Source organism: Pedobacter chinensis (genome assembly GCF_003339865.1).
Taxonomy (GTDB): domain Bacteria; phylum Bacteroidota; class Bacteroidia; order Sphingobacteriales; family Sphingobacteriaceae; genus Pedobacter; species Pedobacter chinensis.
On the sequence record NZ_QPKV01000004.1, the window covers coordinates 534,755 to 549,517 of the forward strand.

Annotated in this window: 17 protein-coding genes and 5 tRNA genes; 20 read left to right on the forward strand and 2 right to left on the reverse strand. The window is 35.7% G+C overall.

Annotated features, from left to right (window positions below):
• The first annotated feature begins 215 nt into the window (after window positions 1-215).
• Both DU508_RS12660 and DU508_RS12665 read left to right on the forward strand, forming a co-directional pair.
• Complete coding sequence (locus tag DU508_RS12660) at window positions 216-1,184, forward strand: zinc-dependent alcohol dehydrogenase family protein (protein WP_115403165.1); 969 nt, start codon at window positions 216-218, stop codon at window positions 1,182-1,184.
• A gap of 22 nt (window positions 1,185-1,206) precedes the next feature.
• Window positions 1,207-1,536, forward strand: a complete 330-nt coding sequence (locus tag DU508_RS12665) for a nuclear transport factor 2 family protein (protein WP_115403166.1) — start codon at window positions 1,207-1,209, stop codon at window positions 1,534-1,536.
• Between the two features lie 121 nt (window positions 1,537-1,657).
• On the opposite strand, the gene DU508_RS12670 is transcribed toward DU508_RS12665, so the two are convergent.
• A complete protein-coding gene (locus DU508_RS12670) occupies window positions 1,658-3,409 on the reverse strand; it encodes a lysophospholipid acyltransferase family protein (protein WP_115403167.1) in 1,752 nt (583 codons plus the stop codon).
• Window positions 3,410-3,503: 94 nt separating this feature from the next.
• Between DU508_RS12670 and DU508_RS12675 the strand changes: the two genes are divergently transcribed.
• From DU508_RS12675 to DU508_RS23990, 3 genes are all read left to right on the forward strand, one after another.
• Window positions 3,504-4,403 (forward strand): ComEA family DNA-binding protein, encoded by a 900-nt coding sequence (locus tag DU508_RS12675; RefSeq protein ID WP_115403168.1) that lies wholly within the window; start codon window positions 3,504-3,506, stop codon window positions 4,401-4,403.
• A 1,085-nt stretch (window positions 4,404-5,488) separates the two neighbouring features.
• Entirely contained in the window at window positions 5,489-6,640 is a 1,152-nt protein-coding gene (locus tag DU508_RS12680; RefSeq protein ID WP_115403169.1) for an acyl-CoA dehydrogenase family protein, read from the forward strand.
• 235 nt (window positions 6,641-6,875) lie between these two features.
• Window positions 6,876-7,052 carry a DUF6496 domain-containing protein gene (locus tag DU508_RS23990; RefSeq protein WP_199562701.1) on the forward strand — a complete coding sequence of 59 codons (177 nt, stop codon included), beginning with the start codon at window positions 6,876-6,878 and terminating at the stop codon, window positions 7,050-7,052.
• Between the two features lie 101 nt (window positions 7,053-7,153).
• Here DU508_RS23990 and DU508_RS12685 read toward each other — a convergent pair whose 3' ends face one another.
• Window positions 7,154-7,537: a hypothetical protein gene (locus DU508_RS12685; RefSeq protein ID WP_115403170.1), complete on the reverse strand. Its 384-nt coding sequence runs from the start codon at window positions 7,535-7,537 to the stop codon at window positions 7,154-7,156.
• 169 nt (window positions 7,538-7,706) lie between these two features.
• Between DU508_RS12685 and rpsU the strand changes: the two genes are divergently transcribed.
• From rpsU to DU508_RS12760, 15 genes are all read left to right on the forward strand, one after another.
• Window positions 7,707-7,901, forward strand: a complete 195-nt coding sequence (gene rpsU, locus DU508_RS12690) for a 30S ribosomal protein S21 (protein WP_010601088.1) — start codon at window positions 7,707-7,709, stop codon at window positions 7,899-7,901.
• Window positions 7,902-8,061: 160 nt separating this feature from the next.
• Window positions 8,062-8,946, forward strand: a complete 885-nt coding sequence (locus DU508_RS12695) for a tyrosine-type recombinase/integrase (protein ID WP_115403171.1) — start codon at window positions 8,062-8,064, stop codon at window positions 8,944-8,946.
• Window positions 8,947-8,960: 14 nt separating this feature from the next.
• Window positions 8,961-9,308, forward strand: a complete 348-nt coding sequence (gene hpf, locus DU508_RS12700) for a ribosome hibernation-promoting factor, HPF/YfiA family (RefSeq protein WP_010601090.1) — start codon at window positions 8,961-8,963, stop codon at window positions 9,306-9,308.
• Between the two features lie 230 nt (window positions 9,309-9,538).
• Window positions 9,539-9,611 (forward strand) — tRNA-Thr (locus DU508_RS12705).
• A gap of 38 nt (window positions 9,612-9,649) precedes the next feature.
• Window positions 9,650-9,735 (forward strand) — tRNA-Tyr (locus DU508_RS12710).
• An 87-nt stretch (window positions 9,736-9,822) separates the two neighbouring features.
• Window positions 9,823-9,895, forward strand: a tRNA-Gly gene (locus DU508_RS12715).
• Window positions 9,896-9,973: 78 nt separating this feature from the next.
• Window positions 9,974-10,045: transfer RNA gene (locus tag DU508_RS12720), tRNA-Thr, on the forward strand.
• A 118-nt stretch (window positions 10,046-10,163) separates the two neighbouring features.
• On the forward strand, window positions 10,164-11,351 hold the full coding sequence (gene tuf, locus DU508_RS12725) for an elongation factor Tu (protein ID WP_115403172.1): 1,188 nt from the start codon (window positions 10,164-10,166) through the stop codon (window positions 11,349-11,351).
• Window positions 11,352-11,405: 54 nt separating this feature from the next.
• Window positions 11,406-11,476, forward strand: a tRNA-Trp gene (locus DU508_RS12730).
• 96 nt (window positions 11,477-11,572) lie between these two features.
• Entirely contained in the window at window positions 11,573-11,770 is a 198-nt protein-coding gene (secE, locus tag DU508_RS12735) for a preprotein translocase subunit SecE (RefSeq protein ID WP_115403173.1), read from the forward strand.
• A 9-nt stretch (window positions 11,771-11,779) separates the two neighbouring features.
• Window positions 11,780-12,319, forward strand: a complete 540-nt coding sequence (gene nusG, locus DU508_RS12740; RefSeq protein WP_115403174.1) for a transcription termination/antitermination protein NusG — start codon at window positions 11,780-11,782, stop codon at window positions 12,317-12,319.
• 426 nt (window positions 12,320-12,745) lie between these two features.
• Window positions 12,746-12,979 (forward strand): hypothetical protein, encoded by a 234-nt coding sequence (locus tag DU508_RS12750; protein WP_115403176.1) that lies wholly within the window; start codon window positions 12,746-12,748, stop codon window positions 12,977-12,979.
• Window positions 12,976-13,119, forward strand: coding sequence for a hypothetical protein (locus DU508_RS23830; RefSeq protein WP_158542168.1), 144 nt, complete (start codon window positions 12,976-12,978; stop codon window positions 13,117-13,119). Before DU508_RS12750 ends, DU508_RS23830 begins: the two co-directional genes overlap by 4 nt.
• Before the next feature lie 6 nt (window positions 13,120-13,125).
• Window positions 13,126-13,590, forward strand: coding sequence for a hypothetical protein (locus tag DU508_RS12755; protein ID WP_115403177.1), 465 nt, complete (start codon window positions 13,126-13,128; stop codon window positions 13,588-13,590).
• Window positions 13,527-14,306, forward strand: coding sequence for a hypothetical protein (locus tag DU508_RS12760; RefSeq protein WP_115403178.1), 780 nt, complete (start codon window positions 13,527-13,529; stop codon window positions 14,304-14,306). The genes DU508_RS12755 and DU508_RS12760 overlap by 64 nt, the downstream gene beginning before the upstream one ends.
• Window positions 14,307-14,763 lie beyond the last annotated feature (457 nt).

Below are 14,763 nucleotides of genomic sequence, written 5' to 3' on the forward strand. Positions count from 1 at the left end.
AAATCAAAAGAGATGCGGAAATTGTCAATAACAAGTCTTCAAAACTTACTTCGTACAAAAGGACAGTATCTTGATTCTGAACAACCATGAACCAACCATGTTATCAATAATATTGTGATTGCAGCCAGAAAGATTCTATGAGCGTGTTATAAAAGGAACAAAAATCAATTCAGGATTTACCTATTTAGGTAAATGCATAAATAAATAAAATCATTATGAAAGCAGCAGTGTTGAACGAGTTCGGCTCGGTAGAAAAATTTGAAATACTAGATGTTCCAACTCCAAAACCGGGAGTTGACGAAGTATTGGTAAAAGTAATGGCAACATCAGTGAATCCACTGGATTTTCAAGTTCGCAGAGGGGATTATAAAAATGAGTTACAGCTTCCGGTCATCACAGGGCATGATGTGTCTGGTGTGATTGTAGAGATTGGAACAGGTATCAAAAACTTTAAAGTAGGTGATGAGGTATATTACACTCCGGAAATTTTTAATGGATATGGAAGCTACGCAGAATATCATGTTGCCAAGGAATCCATCATCGGCATCAAACCGAAAAATGTAAGCCATTTAGAAGCCGCGACATTTCCTTTAGCAGCAGGTACTGCCTGGGAAATGCTTTATACCCGGGCACAACTTAAGATCAATCAAACGATTTTAATACACGGTGGTGCAGGTGGTGTGGGAATACCCACTATTCAATTGGCAAAAGCGATGGGTGCAACCGTTTATACAACAGCGAGAACCATACACCACGAGTTTCTCAAAGGATTGGGAGCGGATTATACCATTGATTATGAAAAGGAAAATTATATCGATGCAATTTTAGAACTGAACAATAACAAAGGCGTGGACGTTGTAATCGATACAATAGGTGGCACCACACTTTCGGACAGCGGTAAGATTTTAAATCAAATGGGACAGGTCGTAACATTAGTGGATATTGAAAAACCACAGAATCTGATTCACGCATGGGGAAAAAATGCCACTTACCATTTTGTATTTACCAGACAGAGCAGAAACAAATTGGACGAACTCACAAAATTGATAGAGTCCGGAAAACTAAAACCTGTATTAAACAAAGTATTCCCATTGTCGGAAATAGGTAAGGCGCATAGCCTGCTTGAATTTAGAGACAGTGATAAAGATTTTTATGGTAAGGTCGGTGTACAGATCGGCAATTAAACAGTATTAATAAAGATCAGACATGAGCAATCAAGATGTTTTTATAAAGGCGAACAAAGCTTTGGCAGAAGGAAATTATGTGGAATTTATCACTTACTGTGCCGAAGGTATCAAATGGGAAAACGTTGGTGGAAGCACCTTCAATGGAAAGTCCGAACTCCTTAGCTATATAAGCTCAGCTTATGATGGAATAACATTCACAACAGAAAATAACATCCAAGAAAAAGATTTCGTAGTTGAGCTTGGTCAAATCGTATTCGAAAAAAACGGCGAGTCAAAAAAAAGTTCCTATTGCGACGTTTGGAATTTTAAGGATGGAATGATTTGTCAGGTAACTTCGTTTGTGATTTGAGAAATATAGGTATCTAAAAAGGTCTTTTTAAAAAAGTAATCCCCGATCGAAAGACGTTTCGGGGATTTTTATTGTTTTTTCGTGAAGATATTGCTGTTTTTACTGAAAATTTATTTTAAATCTAAAGGTTTTTGCCAAGTTTCTCCAGCATTTCTGGTGGGATGTTATGTGTATCAACAACCAAGAAACCATCCAGGCAATCAGAAAATTTCGGATCGATATTGAATGAAATAATTTTCGCATTTAAGTTCATATACTGCCTTAGTAAAACAGGAATTTTAATGTGCGAGTTTTCTATATCTCCGATAATGCTATCCAAATCTTTAAAAGATTCACTGCTCTCAACCAAAGTATCAGTTGCAATTGGCAATAAATCGGCTTTGAATTTATTACGTGGTTTTACATATTTTGCCATTTCATAATCGAAATGGTTTTTAGTGATGTAATCAACAATTAAAGCCTTGCTAAATTTCGAAAAGCTGTTGCTAATGCTTACCGGACCAAACATATAACGATATTGAGGATTATCAATCAGGTATTTCAAAATTCCTTTCCACAATAAAAATAAAGGAAGCGGTTTGCCCTGATACTCTTTTCTAATCCACGATCTGCCTAACTCAATTCCTTGTCTCAGCATTGGGTAGAACTGATCTTTCATTTTAAAAAGTTCAGAAAGGTAAAAACCCCTGCGGCCCATGCTCTCTAAAATCTCATCGCCCTTGCCTATGCGATAAGCACCTACAATATTTTCTAAATCCTTATCCCAGATGAATAAGTGGTTATAGTAGATGTCATAATTATCCAGGTCGATCTTTTTATTTGTTCCTTCGCCTACCTCACGGAAAGTAATTTCACGTAAACGGCCAATTTCTCTTAAAATATTTGGAATTTTTAGTGTGGGAACAATATAAACCTCGTAGTTTTTCTCTGTCCAAACCCTAAAATCATCTAAAGTTGCTACTTCACCTTTAATGAGTTGTCTAGATGTTTCTTCAATAACTTCAACAGGTTTTTTCTTTATTTTAAATAAATTCAGCGGATTAAAAAGTTTCTTTTCCTGATCTAAACCAACACCAAGCGCATAGGTACGGGCACGTAAAAAGTCCATCAACTTATTACTGCTGTTCATATGTGAAACTTCGGATGGTGCTATGGGTTTACCAATGCGTACTTTAATGGTCAAGCCTTGTTTATTCAGAAATTCTGATGGTAACTTGGCAGTGCGTAACGTAGGGTGTATAAAACTTAAAATGTTAAATAAAACGCCATTGTTGCCATGGAAATAAATTGGAACAACCGGAACTTTTGCCTTCGCAATTAATTTGCCCACTACAGGGTGCCACATTCTATCGGTAACCTGTTGGGCATCCAATTTAAAGGTAGAAACCTCGCCGGCAGGGAAAATTCCGATTGGCGTGCCATTCCTTAATAAATCAAAGGTGGTTTTTAAACCACTGATGCTCGATGAATGCTGAACATTTTCAAAAGGATTAACGGCTACGAAAAATTCATCAAGGTTAGGAATCTTTTTCAGAATGAAGTTAACCATAACTTTGGCGTCAGGCCTAACCGTACACAAAAGCTTAACTAAAGCCAGGCCTTCTACACCTCCATAAGGATGGTTTGCAATTGCAATGAAAGGACCTGTTTTTGGAATGCTGTTTAAATCATCCTCATCAAATTCGATGGAAACACCAATTGTTTCCAATATCTTATCTACAAACTCCAGGCCTTTAAAGTGTTGGTTTTGAGCAAAAACATTGTTGATATCATTCAGTTTCATGATCTCCATCAATAAGCCTGCTAAACCCGGCACACCAAGCTTATCTATCTTCGTCGCTTTAGCAAACTCAGAGGTAGTTATGATCTTCATATAAATAATTGTTAGGTTGTTGATAGGCAAAACGTGCAGGTTTTGCAATCCCAAAAATAAGATTTATATTTATAATACACATGTCATATCATATATGAGAATTTGGCTCAACAAGCATTTCGGTTTTAATAAGGGCGAATTCAATGGATTGCTAGTGCTTATATTCATTATTATTTTGTTAAAGGCAATCCCATTTTTATATGATTATTATAAGCCGGTTGAAAAGGATGATCCAAATTTACTGGCTCAAATTAAAAAAGTAGAAATAACTGATGAGAAGAGTTTTTATTCTACCAGAGATATAATTGAAAATTCAAACCATAAAAAAACAGCAAAACTATTTAATTTCGATCCCAATAGCTTAGATGCAGGGGGTTGGCAAACTTTAGGTTTATCTCCAAAACAAGCACAATCCATAGTAAATTATACTAGCAAAGGCGGCAGGTTTTACAAAACAGAAGATCTTCAAAAAATGTACACCATTTCTCCGGAGATGTACAGGGAACTTTCGCCTTATGTAAGGATAGAAAATCAATCGGGCAATTACCCTAAGAAAGAATATGTTTATGAAAAGAAAGAATATATTAAAAGGGCAGCTGTAATTATCGATATTAATAAAGCTGATTCAGCTCAATTGGATGAAATAAAAGGAATTGGCGGCACTTTTGCCAACCGAATTTTAAAATACAGAGAACGATTAGGTGGTTTTTATAAGAAAGAACAGCTTTTGGAAGTTTATGGTCTGGATTCTGCGAAGTATAATGAGATCAAGGATCAGGTTTCGATAAGTGTGGCCAATTTAAAAATCATTAATGTTAATACAGCAGAATTCAATGATCTGAAAACAAATCCCTATTTATCTTACAAGCAGATCAATGCGATTATCCAATATAGGAAACAGCATGGAAATTATTCAAGTCCTGCCGATTTAAAGAAAATTGTAATTCTGAATCAGCAGGTCATTGATCAAATAACACCTTATATCTCCTTTTAATAGAGTTGACAACTTTCTTTCCGGTTTGTTATTAAAAGTTGTCAATGCTTAAATAATATGTCGTTGGAAGCCACAATCTTTTAGTAGAGTTGACAACTTTCTTTCCAGTTTGCTATTAAAAGTTGTCAACTCTTAAATGATGATATGACATTGGAAGGCGCAATCTATTAGTAGAGTTGACAACTTTCTTTCCGGTTTGCTATTAAAAGTTGTCAATGCTTAAATAATATGTCGTTGGAAGCCACAATCTTTTAGTAGAGTTGACAACTTTCTTTCCAGTTTGCTATTAAAAGTTGTCAACTCTTAAATAATATGACGCTGGAAGTCACAATCTTTTAATAGAGTTGACAACTTTCTTTCCGGTTTGTTATTAAAAGTTGTCAACTCTTAAATAATATGTCGTTTGAAGGCGCAATCTATTAGTAGAGTTGACAACTTTCTTTCCGGTTTGTTATTAAAAGTTGTCAACTCTTAAATAATATGTCGTTGAAGTCACAATCTATTAGTAGAGTTGACAACTTTATTTCCGTATGTTATTAAAAGTTGTCAACTCTTAAATGATATGTCGTTGGAAGTCACAATCTTTTAGTAGAGTTGACAACTTTCTTTTCAGTTTGCTATTAAAAGTTGTCAACTCTTAAATAATATGTCGTTGAAGTCACAATCTTTTAGTAGAGTTGACAACTTTCTTTTCAGTTTGCTATTATAAGTTGTCAACTCTTAAATAATATGTCGTTGAAGTCACAATCTTTTAGTAGAGTTGACAACTTTCTTTCCGGTATGTTATTAAAAGTTGTCAACTCTTAAATAATATGTCGTTGGAAGTCACAATCTATTAGTAGAGTTGACAACTTTCTTTCCGGTTTGTTATTAAAAGTTGTCAACTCTATAAATTAGTGGATTATTTGTCAATTAAAATTTATAAAAAAAATAAAAAAACTTTCTTCAGTAATTTCAATGTTTCAAAATAGCCAAATCACTAATTGAACCAAATACCATTTCATTCTGCAATTGCATAAATATTTAATGGTAAGTAACTATGAAATAATTGTTTATAATTGCCGCAACTAACTATAAAATAAATAATGAGCCTAAGCTTTAATTTTTCTGAAACAGAAACTCAGCAGAGTGTGAAAACCATGGTCCGTGATTTTGCAGAGCGAAACATTCGTCCAAATATAATGGAGTGGGATGAGGCACAGCATTTCCCGATTGAATTATTTAAGCAATTGGGCGATTTAGGTTTAATGGGTGTTTTGGTTCCTGAAGAATATGGTGGCTCGGGATTAGGATATCAGGAGTATGTTGATGTAATTGTTGAGGTAGCGCGAGTTTGTGGTTCAATCGGTTTATCGTTAGCAGCACATAATTCACTTTGTACCGGTCATATTCTGGCTTTTGCAAATGAAGAGCAGAAACAAAGATGGTTGCCAAAACTGGCAACTGCAGAATGGATCGGCGCATGGGGTTTAACTGAGGCCAATACTGGTTCTGATGCATTAAGAATGATGACCACTGCTGTTGAAGATGGTGATGATTACATTATAAATGGAGCTAAAAACTGGATTACACACGGCAAAAGCGGAGATATTGCGGTTGTAATGGTAAGAACAGGAGCGCAAGGGAGTTCAAAAGGAATTTCTGCCATTGTTGTTGAACGGGGAACACCCGGTTTTTCAGCGGGCAAAAAAGAAAATAAATTAGGTATGCGGGCATCAGAAACCACTGAAATGATTTTTGATAACTGCCGTGTACCAAAAGCCAATTTGTTAGGTAATGTTGGCGAGGGCTTTAAACAAGCTATGAAAGTTTTAGATGGTGGTAGAATTTCAATAGCTGCGCTAGCTTTAGGGATAGCTAAAGGTGCTTTTGATGCTGCGGTTGCTTATTCAAAACAACGCCAGCAATTTGGACAGCCTATTTCCAGCTTCCAGGCAATCAGCTTTAAGTTGGCTGATATGGCGACTGAAATTGAAGCTGCAGAATTGCTGATCCGTCAGGCCGCTGATTTAAAGAACAGACATTTGCCAATGACCAAGGAATCTGCAATGGCGAAATATTTTGCATCAGAAGTTTCAGTAAGAGTAGCAACAGAAGCTGTGCAAATATTTGGAGGTTATGGCTATACCAAAGACTTCCCGGCAGAAAAATTTTATCGCGACAGTAAATTATGTACCATAGGGGAGGGAACTTCTGAAATACAAAAGATCGTAATTGCCAGAGAAGTATTAAATTAAGCCGAAAGCTTAAAGACCAAAACAGGAAGCTGGGCAAGCAAGAAAAAACAAACCAAATATATTATGAGTAATCCGGACGGTATAATTACCTCCGGATTTTTTTTAGCTAAATTTTTTAAAACCAATCTTTATCAGGCAATGTTTTGACTAATGACTAATGACTAATGACTAATGACTAATGACTAATGACTAATGACTAATGACTAATGAACTAATGAACTAAAAATTTAAAAACATGGCAAAATATTCAGAAAAAGCAGGAGAAAAGGTTGAAAAAACCATGCACGAAATGAAAGAAGGAAAACTTAAAAGCGGTTCAGGCAAAAAAGTGACCTCTAAAAAACAAGCCATTGCTATAGGATTATCTGAAGCAAGAAAAGAAGGAGCAAAGGTGCCGAAGAAGAAGCAATAAAGTTTAGGGGGTAGGGTTTAAGGTTTAGGTAGGGGATAGGGTTTAAAGTTTAAATATCTATAATAGAAATTAGTTTTTGCCCTGACCGGTAAACTTTTAGCTTATTGAACATCCTTAGTAGTCAAAATACTATCTACAACATAAACACTGAATCCTCTCCAGGGCAAGGGATTTTTATATTCCTTATAGTGCAGCTCATAAAACTTGCCGCTATTTGCCATCATTTTTTCTGCAATTTCTTTTTTAGCAATGGAAAATTCAAATTCGTTACTTTGAACAGTTCCGGTTTGTTTTGATCTTATGCCACTTTGAATGAGCTTTCCTTCATAAGTTTTAAAAACATAGCCTTTTTTAACCACATAGTTAAGTTCTCCAGCCTTAACGCCTTCTCCAAAAACAAAGAAATAACGGTAATAACAAATTATTGCCAAAATCAGGAGCACTAAAATGGCCGTGATTGAAATAGCTTTTTTTCCTGTCGTCATGAGCTGATATATTAATGATTTAAATGTATGGAAAGATAATAATAAAGGTACAATAGAAATAAGATAAAATTGTTTGAAAAATTCTTTCTGATTTTCAATAATTTACTTACATTTGCAGCCCCTATAATAAGGGAAATTTAAAAACCACGAGAGGAGGTATTTCAGCGTTATGATCATTATCAACATTAAAGACGGCGAATCATTAGATAAAGCCCTTAAACGTTTCAAGAAAAAGTTTGAAAAAACTGGTGTATTGAGAGAACTACGTAGTCGCCAGGCATACGAGAAAAAATCCGTTGCCCGTCGTACTGAAATTAAACATGCTGTTTACATTCAGAATATGAATCAAGACACAACTTCTTAGTTGTTCACGATATAAATACATTAAAAGCCTTTAGTTTTTCGCTAAAGGCTTTTTTGTTTTCAGGGCCCCATCTAAATCTTTACATTAAACAATTAATTAATGATTTCTTTATATCAAAACTATTTGTAACTTCATATTAATACCTAGCAGGAAATATTGAATGTTGCTAAAAAGCTTTATCACATATTTAACCCACGAGAAGCGCTATTCTCCGCATACCATTACGTCTTATCAAACGGATTTGGATCAGTTTGAAGAGTATATCAAGAATACTTTCCATTTAAATTTTCCTGAAATTAAACATACACATATCAGAAGCTATATGGTAAATTTAATGGAAGAGAAAAAATCAGAAAATAGCATCAACAGAAAGATATCCGCCATAAGAAGTTTATATAAGTTCTTATTAAAGGAAGAAAAAGTTAGTCAAAACCCCACCATTTTAATTAAGGCGCCTAAAATACCCAAACGTCTTCCTGTATTTATTGATTCGCAAAAAATGGATCAACTATTGGATTCCGGGCATCATTTTAATGAAAGCTTTGAATCTGTTCGCGATCATTTAGTGATAGAGCTTCTTTTTGGGACCGGAATGCGTTTGGCAGAGCTTATTCAATTAAAGGATACCGATATTGATGTCTACTCAGGCACAATTAAAGTTTTGGGCAAAAGAAACAAGGAAAGGATTATTCCAATAAATAAACCACTTGTTAATCAGGTTAATAGTTATATCGAATTAAAAAAGTTGCAGAATTTTGATAACAATTTGCCTAACTTAATCGTTACCAATACAGGTGCAGCGGCATATCCGAAATTAGTATACCGTATTGTAACCTCATACCTAAACCATATATCGACCAATGACAAGAAAAGCCCCCACGTATTGCGGCATAGTTATGCAACTACCCTGTTGAATGCAGGTGCAGATTTAAATGCCATCAAAGAACTTTTGGGTCATGCAAGCTTAGCTGCCACCCAGGTTTACACACACAATTCAATCGAAAGATTAAAAACAATTTATAAACAAGCCCATCCAAAGGCGTAAAAAAAGGAGGAAAAATGAAAATCGGAGTTCAATCAATCCACTTCAGTGCAGACAGTAAGTTGTTAGACTTTATACAGAAAAAGGCAAATAAGCTAGATCAGTTTTTTGACCAGATCATTAGCGGCGAAGTGTATTTAAAATTAGAGAATGTAGAGGATGAGGCCAACAAAATAAGTGAGATAAAACTCATCGTGCCGGGCGGAACTCTATTCGCTAAAGAACAATGTAAATCATTTGAAGAGGCGACTGACCTGGCAATTGAGTCGCTGAGAAAACAAATCACAAAGCATAAAGAAAAAACGCGTGCAAAATTAAGTGAACATAAAGCAATTTTAAGCGAAAGCGAAGCGTCTGATTATTAAGTGAATATTATTTTAAAACATAAATACCGTGATAGCGAACCCACAAGTTCGCTATTTTTTTTTCAAATTTATTTTGAAGTGAAATATAAGTGTGTATATTTGCATTCCCTTTCGGAAAGGGCATTACGCCTGGAAGAAAAGGTTAGTTCTTTTAAAAGTTTAAAGTTTTTAAAAAACACGTTGATAGTATGAAAAATGAAGATTTTTCGTATCATTGCACAAAATTAAAAGCCTCCTTAGCTCAGCTGGTAGAGCAACTGACTTGTAATCAGTAGGTCATTGGTTCGATTCCGATAGGAGGCTCTTTTTATTTTAAGGTGTTAACATTTTAAGATAAAGTTGGGGAGATACCAGAGCGGCCAAATGGGACAGACTGTAACTCTGTTGTCGTAAGACTTCGAAGGTTCGAATCCTTCTCTCCCCACCAATCTAATGAATGAATGAGTGAATATTTAAATGAATGAGTGTAAACATTCGATCATTCGAAATCAATCCTTCGATCATTTTGTTAAAAGCGGAAGTAGCTCAGTTGGTAGAGCGATAGCCTTCCAAGCTATAGGTCGCGAGTTCGAACCTCGTCTTCCGCTCAAAATAAGTGAGCAGTTAACAGTTCTCAGTTGTCAGTTTTTACTGAAAACTGAATACTGAAAGCTGAAAACTAAAAAGCCGAAGTAGCTCAGCGGTAGAGCACTTCCTTGGTAAGGAAGAGGTCGTGGGTTCAAGTCCCATCTTTGGCTCAGGTATAATAAAGCTTTGTTAAATCTGTTAAATATACAGAAGAGACAAGGTTTTTTGTGTTGAAATAACAAAAAATAAATTAATAAAAAGTTAACCTACTAATTAGTTATAAATAAAATGGCAAAAGAAAAATTTGACCGCAGTAAACCGCACTTAAACATCGGTACAATCGGTCACGTCGATCACGGTAAAACAACTTTAACAGCAGCTATTACAAAAGTTTTGGCTGATGCTGGTTTAACTGAGGCACGTTCATTCGATTCAATTGACTCTGCTCCAGAGGAAAAAGAAAGAGGTATTACAATCAATACAGCTCACGTTGAGTATTCAACAGCTAACCGTCACTATGCACACGTTGACTGTCCAGGTCACGCGGATTACGTGAAAAACATGGTTACTGGTGCTGCTCAAATGGACGGTGCAATTATCGTTGTTGCTGCTACTGATGGTCCAATGCCACAAACTCGCGAGCACATCTTATTGGCTCGTCAGGTTGGTGTACCTTCATTAGTTGTATTCATGAACAAAGTGGATATGGTTGATGATCCAGAATTATTAGAACTAGTTGAAATGGAAGTTCGTGAATTATTATCATTCTACGAATTCCCAGGTGATGATATTCCAGTAATCCAAGGTTCTGCATTAGGTGGATTAAACGGTGACCCTAAATGGGTTGGTAAAATCATGGAATTAATGGATGCTGTAGATAGCTACATTCCAATTCCTCCACGTTTAACTGATCTTCCTTTCTTAATGCCTGTTGAAGACGTATTCTCAATCACTGGTCGTGGTACTGTTGCTACTGGTCGTATTGAGCGTGGTGTAATCAACTCTGGAGATCCGGTTGAGATCTTAGGTATGGGTGCTGAGAACTTAAAATCTACAGTAACTGGTGTTGAGATGTTCCGTAAAATTTTAGATTACGGTGAAGCTGGTGATAACGTAGGTTTATTGTTACGTGGTATTGAGAAAACTGATATCCGTCGTGGTATGGTAATCTGTAAACCAGGTTCAGTAACTCCTCACACTGATTTCAAAGCTGAGATCTATGTATTATCAAAAGCAGAAGGTGGTCGTCACACTCCATTCTTCAACAAATATCGTCCTCAATTCTATTTCCGTACTACAGACGTAACTGGTGAGATCTCACTAGCTGAAGGAACTGAAATGGTAATGCCAGGTGATAACGTTACAATCACTGTTAAATTAATTAACGCGATTGCAATGGAAAAAGGTCTACGTTTCGCTATCCGTGAAGGTGGTAGAACAGTAGGTGCTGGTCAGGTAACTGAAATCTTAGCTTAATTTTTAAGCTATAATAATATAAAAGAGCTGGTTTAGGCTAGCTCTTTTTAAAATACGGGAATAGTTCAACGGTAGAATAGAGGTCTCCAAAACCTTTGATCAGGGTTCGAATCCTTGTTCCCGTGCTAAAAATAATGATTGAATTAGTGAATGTTTTTAATGATTGAATGTGCTTACATTCTCTCACTCACTAACTCAATCATTTAATCATTATAATAAATATGGCTAAAGTAGTTGAGTTTATAAAAGAATCATACGATGAAATGACCCAGAAGGTTACATGGCCTACCTGGGGCGAGTTGCAAAACTCTGCGATTCTTGTGTTGGTAGCTTCTTTAATTATTGCATTGGTTATTTTTGCAATGGATAAAGGATCTACATTTGTGTTAGATACTTTTTATAAATCACTTTCTAATTAATATTTACTAATGAGCGATCTAAAGTGGTATGTTGTAAGGGCGGTTAGCGGTAAAGAAAAGAAGGTAAAGCAGTACATTGATGCTGAGATCAGCCGTTTGGGTTTCTCTCATTTGGTTCCGCAGGTTTTAATTCCGATGGAAAAATATTACCAAATGAAAGATGGTAAAAAAATCGCTAAAGAACGTAATTTCTATCCTGGTTATGTTTTAATTGAAGCACAATTGGATGGTGAATTAGAGCATATCATCAAAGGAATTAATAGTGTTATTGGTTTCTTAGGCGATAAAGCAGGCAATCCGATTCCAATGCGCCAGGCAGAAGTTAACCGCATTTTAGGGGTGGTTGATGAAATGAGTGAACAAGGTGAAACCATGAATGTTCCTTATTATGTAGGCGAAGGCATCAAAGTTATGGATGGGCCTTTCAATGGTTTCTCTGGTATTATTGAAGAGGTAAACGAAGAGAAGAAAAAATTAAAAGTAATGGTTAAGATTTTCGGTCGTAAAACCCCATTGGAGCTTAACTACATGCAGGTAGAAAAAGAGTAATTAGATTTACGATTACGATTGTTAAAATATACAAGCCTTCGGATTAATTTCCGGAGGCTTTTTGTTTTACATATCTAAGCCTAATTAAGCCCTACTCATTTAACCTTCGTGTAAAAAAGAAAGGATAAAATGTTTTTGGATGGATTTTGAGACTGTAGTCTAATTTTGTGTAATAAAGTTTAGGTTTCGTTATTGGTTTTTTACATTTGTTTATCTCATCCCGAATTAAATCTAAAATCTAAATTAACAAATGAGGAAAACTTATGCCCTGTTGAAGCAGTACGCTTTGGCTTTAACTTTACTGACCGTAATATCACTTATTGTTCATTCTTGCAAAAAAGATAGAAACAATCCCATTGAAGAGGACCACAAAACAACTTTGAAAATTGGTTTGAAAACAAACGATTTGGCGATGGTGTTACAGGAATGTTCGCCTCTTTAAATCCAAAATGGCAAAGCACCCATCAAACTGAAATTAATGGAACGGTGGTGTTAGAGGTTGAAGTGGACAAACCCAACAGCATCATCAATCAGCTGAACAGCGTTCAAACCACATTTGATAGCGAGGAAGAAAAAACGTACATTAAACTGCTTTTATTCAAAGGGAAAGACGGCATGGCCTACGGATGTTACGTGACGGAACAGCAAATAAACCTTTGAACGAATTACACTATAACGATTTTGATGACTTCAGTGGTTCCATCATGTATTATTCATTACAAAACGAGTTTAACAATGGATATGTTCTGGAAAATGGAACAGTGAAAAAGGGTTTAAGCCCTGCCCCTGAAGGGATGTGAAACGACGTGAGAGATCTGAAGCCGGTAATAGGCAACAAAGGAATGGACAAGCTGATGAATGCGCCAAACAATAACAATTGTGTGGTTTTGATCTTCGACATCTATCAGGAGTTTTGCAGTACCATTGCTGCAAATCCTACAACCAATGCTACCACAGGCAATCTGAAAGATAGATTATTGGCTGTAAATGGCACAACAACATGCAATTGGGTAAATGTTGGTTCATTTGATGTTTTGATATGTAGTGGTGGCAGCGGAGGCAATGCAGGCCCCGTTTATATCCCTCATAGCGGGGGAGGAACAACTGGGGGCTCAAATAATGCACCTTCCCAGCAACAGGTTCAGGATGCAATAAAAAATAATCCTTTTGCCTTTTTACAGGGTGTACCATGCGACATTATAAGAAAATGCTTGAAACAGCAAAGTTTACTCCGGATCAGTCAATTATTAATAAACTTAATACACTTGTAAATTATATCCCCTATAATAATGACTTGTATAAAGATATTGCCTACATTCAAAATATTAATAATGCCTACAGTACAGTTGTTAACATGGATTATTTTTCGGTAAAAGTTAATACATTGCCCATTGTAAATGGACAAAGGCTTTCTCCAGAACAATTTATGCATTATATCAGGGTAAATATGAATAGTTTTACTGATGGTACAAAAACATTTAATGCGTATAACAACTATGGTGTAGACGATAGGGCAAAGTGGAACTCAACTAATCCAATAGGTTCAATATTAGCATTGGATATCGCAGGGCCTGATGATGCATCTGTAATAACATCGAAATCTTCATCATCTGGGTGGACATTTACCACCATTCATGAACCCATGTACGGAGATCATCCTGTTAGTGGGAACAGAGATTTTGGATTTACAGAAAATGGTAATGGATCTTATACTTTTTATACAAGAGGGGTAGATAGGTTGACTACATGGGATGGAGACTTAATGCGGCTTTTGGGTAATATCCCGTTTAATTCGGCGGACGGTCTTTGGACTTCCTTTCAAAATAGTATTATGCAATTTGTAAATACACACGAGGGATACTCTAACATAGTATCCCCAGAGAAATATAGACCAAATTGGGATGTTGTTAAGGATGTTTTAGATGGTAAAAAACCATTAAGCACACTGTCAAAAAAGTGCCCACCTGTTATTTTAGAAATCGAATAGAATGAAAAGACGTATCCTTCTTAACATTATTTTGGCCTATATGATTCTCCCTTTCATAATCATGATTAGGGATTATATTCAAATAGATTTACAGCATGACCAGGCAAAATATGCAGGCACATTTATTGAATATGTTAAATCGAACATTTTAATGCTAGTATTTATTTTGCCAACCTTATTTCTCATTTTCATCTTGACTCCATACAATTCAATTATTTTATGGCTGAATGTAAAAAGAATTTGGAGTAAGATTTTATATTTTGAACTGGTTCTTATCGTCGTTTTTTGTTTGTGTGGTACTTTCATGAATGTATGGATCTACCCATATTGGAAAAATGTTTATTATCTTTTTTATTTTTTACCAATAAGCTTAGCATTTGCTACGCCGCTACACTTTCTTGCTGATAAGAATGATAAAATATAACCAGATTCATTTTGCGTTACTAAGAAAGTTTTA

Bases quoted from the DNA above. Each gene is read 5' to 3' on its own strand.
- DU508_RS12660 (WP_115403165.1), top strand. From the start codon at position 216: ATGAAAGCAGCAGTGTTGAACGAGTTCGGCTCGGTAGAAAAATTTGAA.
- DU508_RS12665 (WP_115403166.1), top strand. From the start codon at position 1,207: ATGAGCAATCAAGATGTTTTTATAAAGGCGAACAAAGCTTTGGCAGAA.
- DU508_RS12670 (WP_115403167.1), bottom strand. From the start codon at position 3,409: ATGAAGATCATAACTACCTCTGAGTTTGCTAAAGCGACGAAGATAGAT.
- DU508_RS12675 (WP_115403168.1), top strand. From the start codon at position 3,504: ATGAGAATTTGGCTCAACAAGCATTTCGGTTTTAATAAGGGCGAATTC.
- DU508_RS12680 (WP_115403169.1), top strand. From the start codon at position 5,489: ATGAGCCTAAGCTTTAATTTTTCTGAAACAGAAACTCAGCAGAGTGTG.
- DU508_RS23990 (WP_199562701.1), top strand. From the start codon at position 6,876: ATGGCAAAATATTCAGAAAAAGCAGGAGAAAAGGTTGAAAAAACCATG.
- DU508_RS12685 (WP_115403170.1), bottom strand. From the start codon at position 7,537: ATGACGACAGGAAAAAAAGCTATTTCAATCACGGCCATTTTAGTGCTC.
- rpsU (WP_010601088.1), top strand. From the start codon at position 7,707: ATGATCATTATCAACATTAAAGACGGCGAATCATTAGATAAAGCCCTT.
- DU508_RS12695 (WP_115403171.1), top strand. From the start codon at position 8,062: ATGTTGCTAAAAAGCTTTATCACATATTTAACCCACGAGAAGCGCTAT.
- hpf (WP_010601090.1), top strand. From the start codon at position 8,961: ATGAAAATCGGAGTTCAATCAATCCACTTCAGTGCAGACAGTAAGTTG.
- tuf (WP_115403172.1), top strand. From the start codon at position 10,164: ATGGCAAAAGAAAAATTTGACCGCAGTAAACCGCACTTAAACATCGGT.
- secE (WP_115403173.1), top strand. From the start codon at position 11,573: ATGGCTAAAGTAGTTGAGTTTATAAAAGAATCATACGATGAAATGACC.
- nusG (WP_115403174.1), top strand. From the start codon at position 11,780: ATGAGCGATCTAAAGTGGTATGTTGTAAGGGCGGTTAGCGGTAAAGAA.
- DU508_RS12750 (WP_115403176.1), top strand. From the start codon at position 12,746: ATGTTCGCCTCTTTAAATCCAAAATGGCAAAGCACCCATCAAACTGAA.
- DU508_RS12760 (WP_115403178.1), top strand. From the start codon at position 13,527: ATGCTTGAAACAGCAAAGTTTACTCCGGATCAGTCAATTATTAATAAA.